The 18,938-nt window shown below is 49.4% G+C and carries 18 protein-coding genes; 6 read left to right on the forward strand and 12 right to left on the reverse strand.

Translation table 11 applies throughout. The annotated features are described in order from the left end of the window. Positions 1 to 40 precede the first annotated feature (40 nt). Entirely contained in the window at positions 41 to 1,048 is a 1,008-nt protein-coding gene (locus BLV87_RS08485; protein ID WP_093067430.1) for an aminoglycoside phosphotransferase family protein, read from the forward strand. Between the two features lie 8 nt (positions 1,049 to 1,056). After that, a complete protein-coding gene (murU, locus tag BLV87_RS08490; RefSeq protein ID WP_093067432.1) occupies positions 1,057 to 1,722 on the forward strand; it encodes an N-acetylmuramate alpha-1-phosphate uridylyltransferase MurU in 666 nt (221 codons plus the stop codon). Here the strand turns inward: murU and idi are convergent. From idi to BLV87_RS08515, 5 genes are all read right to left on the reverse strand, one after another. Next, positions 1,714 to 2,298 (reverse strand): isopentenyl-diphosphate Delta-isomerase, encoded by a 585-nt coding sequence (gene idi / locus BLV87_RS08495; protein WP_139282144.1) that lies wholly within the window; start codon positions 2,296 to 2,298, stop codon positions 1,714 to 1,716. The genes murU and idi overlap by 9 nt on opposite strands. Further along, complete coding sequence (folE2, locus tag BLV87_RS08500) at positions 2,264 to 3,253, reverse strand: GTP cyclohydrolase FolE2 (protein ID WP_175517890.1); 990 nt, start codon at positions 3,251 to 3,253, stop codon at positions 2,264 to 2,266. Before folE2 ends, idi begins: the two co-directional genes overlap by 35 nt. Positions 3,254 to 3,343: 90 nt before the next feature. Continuing rightward, positions 3,344 to 3,835, reverse strand: a complete 492-nt coding sequence (gene mreD / locus BLV87_RS08505) for a rod shape-determining protein MreD (protein WP_093067441.1) — start codon at positions 3,833 to 3,835, stop codon at positions 3,344 to 3,346. Further along, positions 3,836 to 4,705 carry a rod shape-determining protein MreC gene (mreC, locus tag BLV87_RS08510; RefSeq protein ID WP_342719377.1) on the reverse strand — a complete coding sequence of 290 codons (870 nt, stop codon included), beginning with the start codon at positions 4,703 to 4,705 and terminating at the stop codon, positions 3,836 to 3,838. A 34-nt stretch (positions 4,706 to 4,739) separates the two neighbouring features. Beyond that, complete coding sequence (locus BLV87_RS08515; protein ID WP_028489619.1) at positions 4,740 to 5,786, reverse strand: rod shape-determining protein; 1,047 nt, start codon at positions 5,784 to 5,786, stop codon at positions 4,740 to 4,742. A gap of 246 nt (positions 5,787 to 6,032) precedes the next feature. Between BLV87_RS08515 and hslO the strand changes: the two genes are divergently transcribed. The 3 genes from hslO to BLV87_RS08530 are packed head-to-tail and all read left to right on the forward strand — an operon-like array spanning position 6,033 to position 8,272. Continuing rightward, complete coding sequence (gene hslO / locus BLV87_RS08520; RefSeq protein ID WP_093067446.1) at positions 6,033 to 6,896, forward strand: Hsp33 family molecular chaperone HslO; 864 nt, start codon at positions 6,033 to 6,035, stop codon at positions 6,894 to 6,896. Positions 6,897 to 6,926: 30 nt separating this feature from the next. Continuing rightward, a complete protein-coding gene (locus BLV87_RS08525; protein WP_093067449.1) occupies positions 6,927 to 7,511 on the forward strand; it encodes an NAD(P)H-dependent oxidoreductase in 585 nt (194 codons plus the stop codon). Beyond that, the gene (locus BLV87_RS08530; protein ID WP_093067451.1) at positions 7,505 to 8,272 is read left to right on the forward strand and encodes an alpha/beta fold hydrolase; all 768 of its coding nucleotides are present in this window, start codon (positions 7,505 to 7,507) and stop codon (positions 8,270 to 8,272) included. The genes BLV87_RS08525 and BLV87_RS08530 overlap by 7 nt, the downstream gene beginning before the upstream one ends. Here the strand turns inward: BLV87_RS08530 and BLV87_RS08535 are convergent. The 7 genes from BLV87_RS08535 to BLV87_RS08565 all read right to left on the reverse strand — a co-directional run bounded on the left by BLV87_RS08535 (position 8,269) and on the right by BLV87_RS08565 (position 17,592). Further along, positions 8,269 to 9,225, reverse strand: coding sequence for a hypothetical protein (locus BLV87_RS08535; protein WP_093067454.1), 957 nt, complete (start codon positions 9,223 to 9,225; stop codon positions 8,269 to 8,271). The two genes, BLV87_RS08530 and BLV87_RS08535, sit on opposite strands and share 4 nt — an antisense overlap. 93 nt (positions 9,226 to 9,318) lie before the next feature. Next, the gene (locus BLV87_RS08540) at positions 9,319 to 10,302 is read right to left on the reverse strand and encodes a hypothetical protein (RefSeq protein WP_093067457.1); all 984 of its coding nucleotides are present in this window, start codon (positions 10,300 to 10,302) and stop codon (positions 9,319 to 9,321) included. Between the two features lie 167 nt (positions 10,303 to 10,469). Further along, positions 10,470 to 11,273, reverse strand: coding sequence for a BPSS1780 family membrane protein (locus BLV87_RS08545; RefSeq protein WP_139282145.1), 804 nt, complete (start codon positions 11,271 to 11,273; stop codon positions 10,470 to 10,472). Continuing rightward, the gene (gatC, locus tag BLV87_RS08550) at positions 11,270 to 11,557 is read right to left on the reverse strand and encodes an Asp-tRNA(Asn)/Glu-tRNA(Gln) amidotransferase subunit GatC (protein ID WP_093067462.1); all 288 of its coding nucleotides are present in this window, start codon (positions 11,555 to 11,557) and stop codon (positions 11,270 to 11,272) included. The genes BLV87_RS08545 and gatC overlap by 4 nt, the downstream gene beginning before the upstream one ends. Before the next feature lie 2 nt (positions 11,558 to 11,559). Continuing rightward, complete coding sequence (gene gatB, locus BLV87_RS08555; RefSeq protein WP_093067465.1) at positions 11,560 to 12,990, reverse strand: Asp-tRNA(Asn)/Glu-tRNA(Gln) amidotransferase subunit GatB; 1,431 nt, start codon at positions 12,988 to 12,990, stop codon at positions 11,560 to 11,562. A gap of 13 nt (positions 12,991 to 13,003) precedes the next feature. Continuing rightward, positions 13,004 to 14,482, reverse strand: coding sequence for an Asp-tRNA(Asn)/Glu-tRNA(Gln) amidotransferase subunit GatA (gene gatA, locus BLV87_RS08560; protein ID WP_093067467.1), 1,479 nt, complete (start codon positions 14,480 to 14,482; stop codon positions 13,004 to 13,006). Between the two features lie 83 nt (positions 14,483 to 14,565). Further along, complete coding sequence (locus BLV87_RS08565; protein ID WP_093067470.1) at positions 14,566 to 17,592, reverse strand: choice-of-anchor L domain-containing protein; 3,027 nt, start codon at positions 17,590 to 17,592, stop codon at positions 14,566 to 14,568. Positions 17,593 to 17,794: 202 nt separating this feature from the next. On the opposite strand from BLV87_RS08565, the gene BLV87_RS08570 reads away from it, so the two are divergent. Continuing rightward, entirely contained in the window at positions 17,795 to 18,937 is a 1,143-nt protein-coding gene (locus tag BLV87_RS08570) for an MltA domain-containing protein (RefSeq protein ID WP_093067472.1), read from the forward strand. Position 18,938 lies beyond the last annotated feature (1 nt).

Genomic DNA, 18,938 nt, shown 5'->3' on the forward strand with positions numbered 1-18,938 from the left:
CTTTAATAGCCTACCAACGAGACAGGAAACGCCGAGGTTTATGACACAGGATACACGTCTTGAACAATTAACTCAGTGGGTCAACAGCCTACCCCAGTGGGAACACGCCGTACTGGAACCCGCCTCAGCCGATGCCAGTTTCCGCCGCTATTTTCGTGCCCGTGGGGCGGAAGGCGCAGCCATTTGCATGGATGCCCCTCCCGATAAAGAAGACATCCGCCCGTTTGTGGAAGTCACCCACTTACTGAGTGCTACGGGCGTCCATGCGCCGCAATTATTAGCGCAAAATTTGCTGGATGGTTTTCTGCTATTGGAAGATTTAGGCAATACCAGCTACCTCAGCCAACTGACACCAGAAACGGTTAAAGACTTGTATGCCGATGCCCTGCACGCCCTTTTGCAACTCCAGCAAGCCGACTGTGACCACCTGCCCGTTTATAATGAACGTATCTTGCGCCGTGAAATGGAGCTGATGCCTGAATGGTTCCTGAAAACGCATTTAGGCTTCACTGAAGAAGAAATTCCACACGAACTAATTCAGCAAACTTTTGAAGACCTGATTGAAGCAGCCATCGGTCAACCCGTCGCCTTTGTACACCGCGATTACCACAGCCGCAACCTGATGGTGACGCCCGACAACAATCCCGGCATTATTGATTATCAAGATGCACTACTGGGGCCTACGACCTACGACTTAGTTTCCTTGTTACGCGATTGCTACATTGTCTGGCCACAATCAATGGTGGAATGGTGGGTCGATTGTTACCGCAAAGAAGCCATTGCTGCCGGTATCCTGCCTCCCGTTGACCAACAAACCTACCAGCAATGGTTTGACCTGATGGGGCTGCAACGCCACCTCAAAGTGCTGGGGATTTTTGCCCGCCTCAATCACCGTGACGGCAAACCGGGCTACCTTAACGACTTGCCACTGGTACTAAGTTATGTGCTGCATGTAGGCTCACGTTACCCGGAAACCAGTGAACTGATCGAATGGATGCGCCGCGCAGGCATTCCTGAACGCATCGGCACTGTCCACATTCCTGATTGATGCCTACCATGAAAGCCATGATTCTCGCCGCCGGGCACGGCACACGGATGCGCCCCTTGACCGACCATACCCCCAAACCGTTGCTGCCCGCTGGCGGCAAACCGTTGATCGTGTGGCACATCGAAAAACTCAGCCGTGCGGGTTTTCGCGACATAGTGATCAACCTAGCGTGGTTGGGCTGGAAAATCCCCGCCACCCTAGGTGATGGTTCACGTTGGAACGTCAACTTACACTATTCTGACGAGCAGCAAGAGGGTGCACTGGAAACCGCTGGCGGCATTATCAAAGCACTACCCTTGCTGGGTAATGAGCCATTTTTGGTAGTGAATGGTGATGTGTGGTGCGATTACCCGTGCCATCCCTTCCACTTGGCGGAACACGATCTGGCGCATCTGGTGCTGGTTCCCAACCCGGCACACCACCCACAAGGGGATTTTGCACTAAAGCAAGGGCGTATTAGCAGCAGCGACGAACCCCGTTACACCTTCAGTGGCATTGGCTATTACCGCCCTGAACTGTTCGCCGGATTGCCTCAAGGCAAACACCCACTCGCACCCTTATTACGCCAAGCAATGCAAAACGCACAAGTCAGTGGGGAATACTTTGACGGCGACTGGCGGGATATCGGCACACCCGAACGCCTGGCAGAATTAGATCGCGACCTGTCAGCGTAGAGACACAAAATTTTGCGTCTCTACCACCGCATCCAACAGCGTGGTTTCTAACTTGCACCAGGGCGAATAACGCCCGGCAGCGTCAGCCGCCAACACTTGCTTGAAATCTTTCCATGGAATCCAGCGAGTGGCGGCTACTTCTAACCGGTTAGGCATGGGTTCATCGCGGGTACGCGCCAACCATACCGGGCAGATTTCATTCTCAACCACACCACCGTATTCACAACGGTACTGGAAATTGGGTAAGGCTTCGTGCAAATCATACACCTGCATCCCCAACTCCAGCGCTACACGCCGCTGAATCGCCTCTGCGACCGATTCGCTTAAGGCGGGATGCCCACAACAGGAATTTGACCAGAAACCGGGCCATGTCAATTTGTTGAAACTGCGCTGTTGCAGCAACAACTCACCTTCCCGATTAAAAATAAACACCGAAAATCCCCGATGCAGCGGGGTTTCCAGCGTATGCACTTGGCTTTTCGGCAGAGTCCCCAGCACCGCATTATGCTGATCGACCAACACCACGTGTTCCATCCAGCTATCAGGTCGGGTGGACGTATTCACGTGGATCGTCACGGTAGCCCCCTTCCACACCTTTAACGACAACCGCTACGGCATCATGAGCGTGCAAGCTTTCCATGTGATTGACACGCAACCAGAAATCGCGCACCGAAATATCGTCGTTCAGGGCATTTTTCAAGCGACGTGCCGCGTCTTCACAGAACATCAGATTTGCCGCATTCAAACGCGCAAATTCTTGTTCATCTTCGCGTTTTACCGTAGCTTGTACCGGGGTCTTGAGCGCCTCTTCCACCTGGTCGATCAGGCTGGTAATGGGCAGTGTGCGCACTTTTTCTGCCAATTTTACCCGCACTTGTGCAATGCTACGCTGGCTGTGCGGGGTCGCCCGAATCCCATTGGTTGTTCCTAACCAGTCGAAAACGGTGTTTGCATCCACTACTGAAGCATCGCCGAACGTTTCGCGGAAACCTTCCTGAATTAACTGCCGCGCTAATGCCGCCGAACACGGGCAAGTAGAAGAATAAGGCACTTCCACACTGACTTCGGTATCAATCTGCCCATGACGCAAGGTAGCCGCTACTTTAACGGGGTAATTCTTCCACCCGCTGTTATCGCTCAACAAGGAATTACGGCGCTCGAAATAGTCAAACCGGCATTCCAGATAAGCGGCATCACTTAAGCCACCGTGAGTATCGACAAATTGCGTAATGGTTCCGCGTAAAACCTCAGGGGTCAGATCATTCATGCCGAGGATGGTATCGAGTGCCACGTACAAGCGCGACATGTGGATACCCTTGCTATTCGGGTCGATGAGATTGACGTAAGCTTGCACCCGCGCCAACGTTTGCACCCGATCGCCTTTGGCACTACGTAAAAAAACGGGCAACTCAATCTGGCTCATTCCTACCCAGTTGAGCGTTCCTTTAGCACCTGCAAGGGGTTGCTTGGCAACATCCGGCATAGCGGCAACCGCACAGGGCAATTCCTGGCAGGCATTTGTAGACATCATGTGAATTCCTCTTAGTCACGGCTTGGCGTTATGACTACCACAGTAACAAAACACCCAACACAGTGACAATTTACCTAGAGCAGGCGTTGATTAAAGGGCTTTACGCTGCACATGGAAATACCCCAACAGGGAGTGATAAACCGGCCAGATAACAATGCTGCTCAGCAATGAGGCCCAGTAAATCCAACCCAGAGCACCACCGCTGCTGATTACCCGCAGCATCCACAGGTTCACCAACATATACACACCTAAAATAGCGAACAAGAGCGCCAACTGTTGTAAAAAGGCTTCCGGTGTCATCCTCAAACTGAGACGCACAGCCAAATAAGTCACTAACACATAACCTAAAGCATGTTGCCCCAGCAAAGAGCCGTATAAAGCATCAACTATTAGGCCAATAGCAAACACCATCACCAGACTGATGCGATCACGAATAATCAGTGCCCAGTGTACTAACGTTAATGCCACCCATTCTGGTCGCCAAAAAGCCACAGACTCCCCTAAGGGAATGATTGACAACACTATCGCTAGAATAAGCGTCAGCAATACCGCACCAGGAAATCGTGGGTCATTAACGGGCATCTAATTCCCCCCTGCTGGCTGCACAGTTTCGTCACTGGCCTTGCCTCGCACTAACAAAACCTCTCGCACTGCTTCATAATCAACCAATGGCATAGCCCACACCGTTGCAAACAAATCACCTTGCTTAAATTCCACCCCTTTGGGCAGTACTTTCGCCACCTCATAACCGGCAGGGAACAAACCACCCAAACCAGATGACACAAACACATCACCTTCCTTGACGGTGCTGCTTGCAGGCAAGTTTTTGATTTCCAAAGGCATTCCTCGCCCATGACCATTTGCCAAGCCACGTTCACCGGTACGCTGATTTTGTACTGGAATAGAATGTTCACGGTCGATAAGTTGCATAACGCTGGAGTCAAAGGGGGTAACATTCACCACCTGTCCATAAATTTTATTACCATCGAGGACAACTTGGCTTTCCTTCACACCATCACGGCTTCCCTTATTCAGAGTAACCAACCCCCGTACAGGGTCTTGAGCAACCTTAAAGATTTCTGCCATCAAAAAAGTATAAGTATCGCGGGGAGCAGCATTCAACATAGTGCGTAGACGCTGGTTCTCAGCCAATACCCTATTCAGGTCTTGCTGTTGCGCAGAAAACACCTGCACTTGCTGCTTAAGGCTGATATTTTCCTCTGATAATTGACGTTGCGCGGAAAAAAAACCACTAGAACGTTGATAAGCACGCTGCGGAAAGTCAACGCCATACAGCAGCGGGTAAGCCATCATAGTCGCAAACGTGCGCACGGGCGCTAATGCCGCAGGATTACGATTATCCACGGCCATCAACACCAATGCCCCTAAGATCAATACCATGAACCGAAAAGAAAAGCCCGGCGTAGCATGATAGTTTGTGTCGTTAATAATCGCCTCCGCTGCTGTTTGTCATACAGCTTGATCATCAGTCGGTAGCGAGGAAGTTAACGCCTTCTTCTTCCATGATTTCCAGAATCTTGCCGCCACCACGGGCCACGCAAGTCAATGGATCATCAGCAATAACAACCGGAATACCTGTTTCCTCCATCAACAAACGGTCAAGGTCACGTAACAAAGCACCACCACCCGTCAGCACAATCCCACGATCTGCAACGTCAGCAGCCAATTCTGGTGGCGTTTGCTCCAACGCTGTTTTCACCGCACTGACGATACCGAACAGGGGTTCTTGCAAAGCTTCAAGAATTTCATTACTCGTCAAGGTGAAGCTGCGTGGCACACCTTCAGACAGGTTACGCCCCTTGACTTCAATTTCCAGCAATTCTTTACCGGGGTAAGCAGAACCAATTTCGCACTTAATGCGCTCAGCGGTGGCTTCACCAATCAACATCCCGTAATTACGGCGCACATAGCTGATGATTGCGTCATCCAAACGGTCACCCCCAATACGTACCGAAGCCGAGTACACAATCCCGCGCAATGACATGATCGCCACTTCGGAAGTACCACCACCAATGTCCAGCACCATGGAACCAATCGCCTCATCCACCGGAATGCCTGCACCGATGGCTGCCGCCATGGGTTCCTCAATCAGGTAAACTTTGCGAGCACCAGCCCCTAGTGCAGAATCTTTAATCGCACGGCGCTCAACTTGCGTTGCTCCACACGGCACACAAATTACCACCCGTGGGCTTGGGCGCAAAATACGACCAGCATCCACTTTACGAATAAAATGTTGCAACATCTTTTCGGTGTAGGTGAAATCGGCAATAACGCCGTCTTTCATCGGGCGGATCGCGGTAATATTCTCTGGGGTGCGCCCCAACATTTTCTTGGCTTCCGTTCCCACCGCCTCAATGGACTTAGGGCCACCCGGCCCACGATCTTGACGAATAGCGACAACAGAAGGTTCATCCAGTACGATGCCCTTGCCACGCATATAAATCAGGGTATTGGCTGTGCCCAAGTCAATGGAAATATCATTGGAAAACAAACCTGATAAGGCTCTGAACATAATCTAATCAATCCGGCTTAAAGCTAAAAAAGGGAGTACTTGAACACGTCCTGTGTGACTGTCGTTTTTCCGCGAACAGGCTAACCTCTGGGCAGCCCCAAAATAATTCGCTAAATGTAACAACCGCCGCTACTTTGGGCAAGCCGACTTGTGTGATAAGTTCACGTTCCGGCTAAAATGGGTGCTTTTTAGCAGATTAAGCCGCATTTAGAAAGCAATTCTCACCGCGTGAGGTTAATAGAAAATATGTCAGCAGATACATTAAGACGTTTTATGCTAGAACAGGCACATGTTCGTGGTGAGTGGTTACACCTCGACCAAACTTGGCGAGACGTTTTGTCACGGGCAACTTACCCCACTTTTGTAAAAACCATTCTAGGTGAAGCACTAACCGCCGCAGTCTTGCTAGCAGCTACCATTAAGCATGACGGGTCACTCACCTTGCAGATTCGGGGAAATGGCCCCATCCATTTACTGGTCATTCAAGCCACTGCACACGGCACGGTACGTGGGCTGGCACAATGGAGTCGTGAAGCCGATGGCACGAGCCTACCCGCCCTCTTTGGCGAGGCGCAACTTGCCATTACACTGGAATCGAACCAAAGCAATGAACGTTACCAAAGCCTAATTCCGGTAGAAGGTGAATCGCTAAGCGCTGCATTAGAAGCCTATTTTGCCCGTTCCGAACAATTGCCAACACGCTTATGGCTACTGTCAAGCGATACCGTAAGCGCTGGAATTTTATTGCAACGTCTCCCCCACGCCCAACACAACGAAGACGATTGGCAACGCGCTTCTCTATTACTGGATACCCTGACGGCTGAAGAATTAGCACATCTTGAACCTGAAGAGCTGCTTTACCGTCTGTTCCATGAAGAAGATGTACGCCTATTTGATGCCAAAGATATCCGCTTTCAGTGTAGCTGTAGCCGCGAGCGCGTAGAAACCATGCTGCGCTCCATCGGTCAGACAGAAGCAGAAACCATTCTCGAAGAACAGGGAAAAATTGAGATCATTTGTGAATTCTGTAATGCCAATTATACACTGGATGCCATCGACACTGAGTTATTATTCAAGTCAGCGATGCCAACGAATGATACCTTACATTAACCGATTCCTAATTTTACAAGTGGAAAACTCATGCGCGTTCTGATTGTTTACGCTCACCCTAATCCCAGCAGCTTTAACCATGCCATGCTGGATTCTTGTCGTAAAGGCTTGCTGGAAGGCGGTCATGAAGTACGAATCAAAGACTTATATGCAGAAGATTTCGACCCCGTATTACGTGCTACTGACTTAGCTGTACTGCAAACGGGCGTTATCCCCGACAAAATCAGTCGCGAGCAACAAGATTTGTTATGGGCGGATGGCTTAGTCTTCATTTACCCCCTGTGGTGGTTTGACCGCCCCGCTATTCTGAAAGGCTGGTTTGATCACGTATTAACCAATGGCACGGCCTTTGAATATTCACAGGAAGGCGTGAAAGGCTTGCTGAAACACCAACGCGCCTTGGTTCTGATCACAGCGGGTGGCACAGAAGACTATTTTCGCCAAACGGACGCAGAACATCTAATCTACCGCCCAGTCACGGACGGTACCTTAGCCTTCTGTGGTATCAAAGATGTACGCCACAGTATTTACTACAATGTACCCTCGCTAACGCCAGAGGCTCGCACGACTATATTGGAAGATATTGCCACGATGGGACGTAACTTCGCGTGCTGAATTACCGGCTATTTGGAACATTAGACAGCAGCCCACCCTTGTTAGTGCTACACGGCTTATTGGGTTCGCTGGATAACTGGCAAACATTTGCCAAGGGACAAGCAGGCAAACGCACCGTATTGGCCGTTGACCTGCGCAATCACGGTGATTCACCCCACGTTGCGGGCATGTCTTATCGGCAAATGGTGGCGGATATTGTGGAAGTCTTAGACACACTGGCTATTCCGCACTGTGACTTAATGGGGCATTCTATGGGGGGCAAAGTAGCCATGGCACTGGCCTTACAACACCCTGAGCGGATTCAGCGTTTACTGGTCGTCGATATTGCCCCCAAAATGTATCCGCCACGCCATCAAGCGTTGTTACAAGCCATGTCAGCCATGCCACTGGCAACCCTAACGAGCCGCAAACAAGCGGATGAATGGTTAAGCGCTACCGTTAAGCACCCTTTCGAGCGGGGTTTCTTACTGAAAAACTTGGGGCGCAATGCAGAGGGGAGATTCTATTGGCAATGTAACCTGCCGGAAATTACGCAACATTATTTAAAAATTTCGGGTTTCCCAACACCTGCTGGCGTATTCCCTAAGCCTGCATTGTTTGTGCGTGGCGCTCAATCGGATTATGTGCAAGACACCGATATAGAAGGTATCCAGCAAGTATTCCCGCTGGCGGCATTAACCACCATTGCAGCAGCGGGGCATCTGCCACATGTGCAGACACCAGCCGAGTTCAGTGATGTCGTGAATGCATTTCTGGACTAGACCAGCAAACGGCGATAGGTATTCACACGGCTAGACCACCCTGCCAACCAACGACGCTCGTTATTGGCAGGCGGTGAGTTACGCACCCTGCGTTCCAATACCCGCATTGCTGCATCCGCAAACTCATGTAACGCCTGTTCACCGGGGCGTGAAGGGCGCATGTCTTCCAAAACCTGCAACAGCCCCCAGTTTTGACCGTTATAACCACCACTGCGGCTCAACCCTTCACCTTTGAAGTTAGTGTAGTCGATCAGTGCATACCAACCACCCGGCGTATTCGCCACTGCATTCAAATTATTGATCACGTGCGGGCGAAGCTGATCCGGGGTATTGTTGACTAGTTTGGGCATCGCACGGCGAGTGCGATCCACAATGAATTGCACTTGTAATAAACGGGTCTGGTAAAGAAAATGTTGTAGCTCTTGCACTTGTGGCGTGTTTTTAGCCTGCATCAACTCCCCTTTGCTACGCCAAGGTGAACCTTCACGCGGCAACCAAGCGGGTACTTGTACACCACGCGACTGCATATAACTTAACAACTCAGGAAAAGTGCTGCCAAAACGGGCATTACGCCCCGCCGGATACCAAGTGAAATGCCCGATCCCCATGGAGGCGAAATCTTCACCATCATTCCAATGCACGAGCTTACTAATATCCCCGCCACCTTCATTTTTAAAAATCTGGTCGCCAATCACCTGCAACTCAACCGAAGACAATTCCGGCATGTCATTGCCCGTGTATTGGCGAGGACGCTGAAGATTTTGAGAACTATAATACGAGGTACTTTGTGCTGCCGGATTATTCATGGTGAAGGTATTTTGTGTAGATCCTACTCCATTCCCCTGCGACATTGCGCCATTACCAGAACTTCTGATCGCCTGAGAACTAGGGCTACACGCAGACAAGCCAATGCTGGCAATAGCTGCCAATGCCATAACGGCTTTTGCTTTCATCAATTAATCCCTCTTATTTTTATTTATTTAATGGGACTATAATGTAATTTCACTCGTCGTGTCAGATTACCCGACGAGCGCTAACCAAGGGTATTAAACGTTCGGGTAACGGTAGGTATTAATCCGATTTGACCAACCCGCTAACCAACGTGCTTCATTACGTGCAGGCGGCGAATTACGCACACGACGCGCTAGCACACGATTAGCAGCATCTGCGAACAAGTGCAATGACTGCTGTCCCGGCTGGCTAGGCTGCATGTCTTCCAAGACTTGCAACAGCCCCCAGTTTTGACCTTTATAACCACCGGAGGTATTCAACCCTTCACCTTTAAAGTTAACGTAATCCACCAGCACGTACCAACCACCGGGGGTATTGGCAATGGCATTCAAGTTTTGGGCAACACGAGCACGTGAATGTGCAGGCGCAGCATTCACCAACTTAGGCATGGCACGGCGCGTACGTTCCACAATATAGGCAGCTTGCAATAAGCGAGTCTGGTACAACAAGTCTTGTAACTCACGTACTTGCCCGGTGTGCTTAGCCTGCATCAACTCAGCCTTGGTACGCCACGGTGCACCTTGGTAACGGGCTTGCTGTACCCATACGGGTAACTGCACCCCATTCGATTGCAAATGCCCAAGCAAGTCCGGGAACGTATTGCCAAAACGCGCAGCACGACCAGCGGGATACCAGGTAAAATGCCCTAGCCCCATCGAGGCAAAGTTCTCCCCATCATTCCAATGCACTAACTTATCAGGATCACCACCGCTTTCATTTTTAAAAATACGATCCGCAATCAACAGTAACTCGTTACTGGACAATCGTGGCATTCCTGACTCAGAAACCTCATTAACCGCAGCATAAGTCTGACGTTGAGTTGCCGCTTGTTTGCGACCACCTTGTGAACCTTGAGCTTTTTGGATCTTGGTATTTTTTTTAGCTACAGTGGATTTATTATACCCAAACAGTAAATCATCACTGTCATCGTCTTTAGCCGTATGGATAGTTTGGCTGCACCCTGATGTGCCAATAGCAACTGCAAGTGCAAAAAGTGTTCCCCACGCTCGAATGCGCATGTCCTAAGCCCCTCGTGTAAGCAGCATTTTAATTTGAATAATTGCCGCCTATTAATAAGCCAGAACAACTTTACCCATCCTTAATAAAATAAATTGATTGCATTGAGGGCAAAAAACCCGCTAATTGCGGGTTTCTTTACCATGATAAGCACATTAATTCAGGGTAGTTAAGTTAAGAAAATCTGTCGATAAGAAACATACATGCTAGCAAACCACCACGGAATCACCACCAATAACCCCAACATTAAGGGAATCGCCCCAAGTACAAGCAGTAGCATCAACACCAATGCATACACAATCAAGGCTAACGGGTTACGTAAGCAACCTTTAAAGCTCAACACAAACGCCTGTAGTACCGGCACATCATTCAGAACCACTAACGGCGCTGTAAACCACGACAGCATAATCACCAATAAGTACAAAATCACCACTAAGGCAATCTGTTCTGGTGCTATCCCACTGAGTATTTCCGTCGGTAAGACAGTACCATTCGCAAGGCCATCCATATCAATGCCGATCACCGCCTTCACTAGGTATTCAACCAACTGAGAAAGCCCGAAACTCACTACACCCAAGAAAGCCAATGGCTTCAGGCTACGCCCAAACCCTGCAAACAAATGCTCAATTTGCAAAGGCTGCCCGTCTGCTACTGCTCGCGCACCGATCAAAATACCACCCGTTAATACGGTTGAAAGAATCGAAGCAACCATCAAAACTAACAGATAACCACCCCACAACAGGGTTTGTGAAATAGCAAAGCCTAAAACCACTTGCAACGCGAATAACAACACCGTGATGAGTACCCACATCCCCAAGTTACTGTTGACCATACTCCAGCTTGCTGACCAAAACGTGATACCCGCACTTAGCGGTAAAGAACGCGGCTCAGGCAATAGTACTAACTGACTAACCGGCTCAGGAGAAGGCTTTAAATCCGCCTTAGGTGGCTCGTAGGGGTTGTAATCACTCATTCGATAACCTTTGGTACTAGATACAAGCCGTCTTCCACTTCCGGCGCGACCGCCTGATACTTTTCCCGATGATCGGTTTCCGTCACCACGTCTTCACGTAGGCGTTGCATCATCTCCAGTGGGTGCGCCATTGGCTCCACACCTGTGGTATCCACTGCGCTCAACTGATCGACTAAATCGAGGATATTACACAGATTTTGGGTATACGCCGCCAAACGCTCATCCGGCACTGCCAGACGCGCCAAACGTGCCACTTTTTTCACTTCAGCTTCCGAAATTGCCATGCTCAGCCCTCCAGCTTCTGCTTCAGAATATCATTCAAGGTGTTAGGGTTGGCTTTGCCTTTGGAAGCCTTCATCGCCTGCCCCACAAAAAAGCCGAACAGCTTGTCTTTACCACTGCGGTATTCCGCCACCTGCCCCGGATTTTTGGCAATGATCTCGTCAATCACTGCCTCAATCGCGCTGGTATCGGTAATCTGCTTCAAGCCTTTCTTGTCGATAATCGCATCAGCAGAGCCTTCGCCGTTCCACATCGCCGCAAACACATCGCGGGCAATTTTGTTGGACACGGTATTGTCTTGAATGCGCTTGAGCAATTCGACCAGTGCCGCACTGCTCACTGGAATGGCAGCAATCTCCATCTCGTTGTCTGCCAAGGTTTTACTGACTTCACCGTTCACCCAGTTCGCCGCAAGTTTCGCATCCCCGCAACCTTGCGCCACTGCCTCGAAATAATCCGCCACTTCACGGCTGAGTGTCAGCAAGCTGGCATCGTAAGCGCTCAGCGCGTATTCCACCATGAAACGTTGTTTTTTCGCATCCGGCAATTCCGGCAAGGTAGCCCGTACCGCTTCAATATCCGCTGGGGTGATCTCCACGGGCAACAAATCGGGATCGGGGAAGTAACGGTAGTCGTTAGCATCTTCCTTGCTGCGCATCGAACGGGTTTCGTCCTTGTCCGGGTCGTACAAGCGCGTTTCCTGCACCACTTTGCCGCCGGATTCGATAATGTCGATCTGGCGCTCCACTTCGTGGTTAATGGCGCGTTCAATAAACTTAAACGAGTTCAAGTTCTTAATCTCGGCACGAGTCCCGAATTCTGCACCGGGACGACGTACCGACACGTTGGCATCGCAGCGGAACGAGCCTTCCTGCATATTGCCATCGCCCACGCCGAGGTAACGTACCAGCGCGTGCAACTTTTTCATGTAAGCCACCGCTTCTTTGGCGTTACGCATATCCGGCTCAGAAACGATTTCCAGCAACGGCGTACCGGCACGGTTCAAATCAATGCCGGTTTGTCCTTGGAAATCTTCGTGCAGTGATTTGCCTGCATCTTCTTCCAAATGGGCGCGAGTAATGCCAATGCGCTTGGTGTCGCCGTTTTCCAATTGAATGTCCATGTGACCATTAGCAACTATCGGCAGCTCGTACTGGCTGATTTGGTAGCCTTTAGGCGAATCCGGGTAAAAGTAGTTTTTACGTGCGAAAATCGAACGCGGTGCAATGTCAGCATCAATCGCCAAACCTAAGCGAATCGCCAATTCCACTGCTTTTTTGTTGAGTACCGGCAAAACACCGGGCATCCCCAAATCGACCAGATTGGCTTGCGTGTTCGGTTCTGCGCCGTAAGCTGTCGATGAGCCCGAAAATATCTTTGAATTGGTGGCAAGCTGGGCGTGAATTTCCAGACCAATAACGGTTTCCCATTCCATTCTGCTTCCTTCCTTATGCGAACTGGGCTGGCACTTGCGTGTGCCAGTCCGTCCATTGTTGGTACTGATGCGCAATGTTCAACATCCGCGCTTCCTCAAAATAATTACCGACCAATTGCATCCCCACGGGCAAACCGTCCGTAGCAAAACCAATCGGGAACGTCATCCCTGGCAACCCAGCCAAGCTGACCGGAATGGTGTACAAATCTTCAAGATACATCGCAATCGGGTCATCTTTTTTCGCGCCAATACCGAATGCGGTGGTCGGGCAAGACGGCCCCATGATCACATCCACATCCTTGAATGCAGCTTCAAAATCCTGTTTGATCAGCCGACGAACCTGCTGAGCTTTCAGATAATAGGCATCGTAATACCCGGCGGACAGGGCGTAAGTACCGATCATAATGCGGCGTTTCACCTCATCACCGAAACCTTCCCAGCGGCTGCGCTCATACAAATCCAGCAAATCTTTGGGATTCTCACAACGATGCCCGAAACGTACCCCATCAAAACGCGACAGATTCGAGGAACATTCCGCCGGGGCAACCACGTAATACACGGGTACGGCGAGGTGGCTGTTCGGCAGGGTCACTTCCTTAATAATCGCGCCCTTGGCTTGGAATTGCTTAATCGCACGGTCAATCACGGCACCGACTTGCACATCCAACCCTTCTGCAAAGAATTCTTTCGGCAAGCCAATCCGCAAGCCTTCAATCGAATCATTAAGGTTAGCGGTGTAATCCGGCACCGGCAAATCGACGCTGGTGGAATCACGGCTATCCAAACCGGCAATAACATTCAGCGTAATCGCGCAATCTTCCGCCGACGGTGCCATCGGCCCACACTGATCAAGGCTGGACGCAAACGCAATCATGCCGTAGCGCGAAATGCGTCCGTAAGTCGGTTTAATCCCAGTGATATTGCAGAAGGAAGCCGGTTGGCGAATCGAGCCGCCGGTATCGGTTCCCAACGTCATTGGTGCAAGCCGTGCCGCAATCGTTGCTGCCCCACCGCCCGAACTACCGCCCGGTACTTTGGTGGTATCCCACGGATTACGCACATTCCCAAACGCCGAGGTTTCGTTGGAAGACCCCATCGCAAACTCATCCATATTGTTCTTGCCGAGCAAGACACCGCCTGCGGCTTTGAGCTTTTCCGCCACATGCGCATCATAAGGCGAGATGAAATTCGACAACATGTTGGAAGCGCAGGTGGTACGCACGCCTTCCGAACAGAATAAATCTTTGAGTGCATACGGCACACCCGCCATTGCACCGGTCAGTTCGCCCTTACGGATACGGTTGTCGATGTCCACGGCTTGCGCTTGGGCAGACTCGCGGGTGACGGTAATGTAGGCATTTAATTCAGGGTTGAAGCGTTCGATGCGGTCAAGATACGCATCGGTGGCTTCCATGACAGAAAATTTGCCCGTATGCACCCCGTCGTGAATGCCCTTCAAGGACAGGGTATGGATGGAATCAGCCTGCGACATGGTTTCTCCGTTAGTGCCGGGGTAATCTATTAACGGCTTACTATAGTGTAAGCCGCTTACCGCTGGCAACCTGAACCCCAACGTCAGATAGGCGCGTTACCTCGAATGATGTAATTACCACTAACACTGGCGTTACCGGGGTACAGCAAAATATTGCCTAACATCAAGTTGATGTCATTGTTCGGACCAGCATACAATGTTGCACCATCCATATTGAAGTCAGTGGAATAATAACCAGGCAGCCGAAATCCTGCATTGACTTTAGTATTTTCTGGGGCAACCAAAACTGCACCTAATAACACATTACTATCACTACCCGGCCCATTAGCGATAATCGTATTGCTATTGTTAGCATCTCCCGTCCACATCAAGGCTATATCCCCACTTTCTAAGCGTGAGCTATATCCACCATATACCGGCGTAGTAGGCAGCGTAAAATCCACCACGGTAGGGCTGCGACTCAGTGTTAACGGTGCTGCCGTCATAACAGCTAAATGATTACGATGACGTACCATAACGTAATAAGGGGTATCTTCGATTACATTCCAAATTGATAATACATTCGTACCCGTCTTGGCATCCACAATATCGCCGTCACGCTGTAAGAGCCCAGCCGCTACTCCGATACGTTTACCGGGATCAGAAGCATCACGTACTTCCACCAATACCCAATCAACAGGGGCATTACCACCATCAGTACCCAACACCGCAGCACTAACCATTTCCTTACCCTTATAATCGAATGGTGACACAATGTCAGAAGAAGACGCATAGCCGAAAGCCGTTTTCAACTCACCATAGGGCTGCATAGTAGGTATTAATCCTTGGCGGTGTAAATCATTACGCATCATCTTGCTCGACGAATTGTAAGCACCCTGCAAAAATACGCGCACATTCAGATTGACGAAGGGCATATCATCCACATCCATCACCTGTATTGTCAGGGTTTGGCTTGCACTTAACCCACCAGCATCCTTAGCGTTAACCTCGACTACATAACTGTTATCACGATTACTGTCTTTGGGATTTTCGTAATCAGGGGCAATCACGAAGTCCAAGGCTCCTGTAGTCGGATTGATATTAAATAGTGCAGCATCTGCACCACTATTAATGCTGTAGGAAAGGGTTTCACTGTTAGGGTCAATCGCCGTCACCACGCCTGCCTCTTTTTTATTTTCTGGTATTGGCAAGGTTACGGCGTCAGCCCCTAAATAACTGATAATCGATGGTGCTAAATTCTCAAATACATCTAGCACCATAATATTCATCGTCTGGGAAACGCTATAAAAACCATCGTTAGCTGTCACAATAACAACATAGACATTGTCGTTATTCGAATCTTGTGGACTTTCATAATCCGGCGCTGTTGTAAAACTCAGCGTTCCGCTATTACTGATCTGAAACAAAGCTGCATCTAAGCCACCACTAATGCTATAGGCAATAGGGTCTCCATCTGCATCTTCTGCTGTTATTGTGGCAGCAACTTGCAGATTTTCTAACATGCTCAAAGTAGTACCAGGTTCCCCTGCCTCGCTAACGATTTTCGGAGGTGAATTCTCAAGCACATTTGTTACGGTAACAAACAGCAGTTGCGTGGTTTCGTTCACTCCATCGGTAGCAATCACAGTAAGAATATATAAATTATCCTGATTTGCATCCTTAGGATCTTCATAATCGGGAGGCTTGATGAACGCCAATTTACCACTATTGGTATTGATCTGAAATAAGTGCTCATCGACCTCCGTTCCAAGACGATAAGTAACAGCATCACCATCGGCATCTTCCGCAGTAATCGTAGTCACTGCCTGCTGATTTTCGGGTGTACTGATATTCGCACTTGCTGCCCCCTCATAACTCGTAATCATTGGTGCACTATTAACCGGTTTATCAATAGGGTATAGCATCAACGCAGCAGTATCATCTTCATGCGGGTGGCTGCTGCGATTAAACGGTGTCGAGTCAGGGTCTTGATTAAACGCAAAGTGAATTTCACCATCGAGCCGATAATTGCTGGCAGTACCTACACGAGCACGTATTTTAAGTGTCTTGGACGCATTGGCAGGAATCACATTAGCATCCCAAATACCCGTTGCTAAATTATAACTTCCCGCCGAATCATCACCCACCCAAACAAGGCCAGCAGGCCATACCAACCCCACCTGCACCAAACTCGTCGCATTTGCCGAAGTATTCTCAACTGTATAACTGATTTCCACTTCACTGTTCCAAGCAGGAGCAACCTGATTTGTGGATATGTTTAACGAAAGATCCACTGGCTGTGATTTCGTACTACTTAACCATTTGAAAAAAGCTCCTGAGTCATAGGCCGGATCACCCGCATCCGCCAAAGCCAACTTAACGTGGTAAGTCTGACCCGGTATTAACCCCTCTAAGGAGGCTGTCATTGGGCGGGTATAGCCATCTAATTGTGTCGCAGCACTGCTATTCCCATTGTTCACAAAGTAAGTAGCATTATTCAAATTACAAGCGGCACCGTCAGCATTTATGCCAGGACTGCCTGCATTCACATTATTCACCGCAATGGCATCGCCAGTACCCGGCACAAATGCTGCATTTCTAACCCCATTCAACCCCGGCCCTGACACAAACAGGCCAAATGCGTCATTGAAACTGCTACACACATATTCAGGATATTCATCTGAGCCAAATGCGAAGACAAAGTTAACACGATCCCCTTGAGGGTTAATGTCAAACTCCATAAGAACAGGGTCATATTTGGCTTTAGCACTGATTCTGCTCAAATCAGGGTCAAGATACTGCCCTTTGGTATTGTGAGAATACGCTGAGCCACTGTTAGGCGCTTGGATACTCCCCAAATTACCTGTATTCAAAAAAACCCCAACATCAATTGCCCATACAGAGCCACCCTGCGTAAACACCCCGTATTGTTGCGTAGCACCACGTGTGATGGAGAAATTGCTAACTGACAAGCCCGGCCCATCCAAGATTGCCACTATCTCTGAAGGACTTGCATTCGGGTTATACGCTGGAGCAGCCTGAACTGCCGTGATATTACACAAAGTAATCAACAAGATGCTCAATAACTTGAGTCTATTGCGCCATAGTTTTCTCATCACCAGCCCCAGCATTGTTTATCTTTATTTTTTGATCAAGTTTACGTTGATACGTAGCTTATGGAATTAATCATACTTAATAAGCATAGTTAATTCTAGCATTTAACACCCGCCCATCTGAATCTACCGTTCACGCCTTCACGCACCTGTTGACTAGTCCCATAATGTTGACAGTCTTCTGACCCAAATAACCATAACAATAATCAAGGGTGTCAATATGCAACCACGTCGTTTAGCGACTACTATTCTCATGAGCGTGCTCATCAGCGTTAATGCGCCGTCATTGGCTGACGTGCCTATCTGGGAATCTTGGGCGCAGCCACAGACACAACGTGGGGAGTTTGCACCTAGTCGCACGGGGTTTATGCAACCACGTATACAATTAGCGACGTATTCTGCACCAGCCATCACTCACAACAACAGCCCCGTTCAAGCAGGTTTGCGTGACTTAGCCAACTTGCTTAGAAATAAAAAACTTTGGGAGCGTCAAGCGCCTTTAGGCGTTAATATTGCCAATAAAACCTTGCAAGATACCGTTGCACAGCTCCTGTATTGGCAAGGTGACTTATCACCCAACTCCCTACAACAACGCTTTAATCTCATCCCCATTGCCTCACAGAAACACCCACAGGCCGGTGACTTTACCGGCTACTACACACCTACGTTAGTGGGCAGCCGCACACGTACCGCACGTTTTAATGTGCCGGTTTACCGTATGCCCAAAGGCAAAAGCAGCCAGCTAAGCCACGCTCAGATTGCGCAGGGAGCATTAGCATCAAAAAATCTAGAAGTCGCTTGGGTAGATGACCCTTATCTGCTATACATTGCGCAAGTGCAAGGTTCAGCGCAGATCCATTTTACTGATGGCACAGTCAGTACATTGGACTATGCGGGTAATAATGGTAAAACATTCCAATCTGTTTCCGATTATTTGAAAGCCAAAGGATACAATGTTGGTCGCTTTACCCATGATAATATTGGACGCTGGTTAAATGAGCGCCCCACGATCATGCGTGAAGCGCTGTTACATAATCCGCGCTACATCTTTTTTCACGAAACCAAAGGCTTACCAAAAACGGCATCAGGCGCATCAGTAGTCCCTTGGCATACGATTGCAGTGGATAGCCGCTATATTCCACATGGGTCGGTATTGCTAGCAGAACTACCGCGTGTTAATGCACAAGGTCAACGTACTGGGGAAACCGAATGGCGTCTACTCTTCGCTCAAGATCATGGGCGTGCTATTCAGGGTAATGGCCGTTTCGACGTATACATGGGTATCGGTAATCATGCTGAATCAGCCGCTTACGCTATATCGGGGTTACATCGTACTTTTTTACTGGTAAGTAAACCCGGCTAAG

Source organism: Thiothrix caldifontis, assembly GCF_900107695.1.
GTDB classification, from domain to species: Bacteria; Pseudomonadota; Gammaproteobacteria; order Thiotrichales; family Thiotrichaceae; genus Thiothrix; species Thiothrix caldifontis.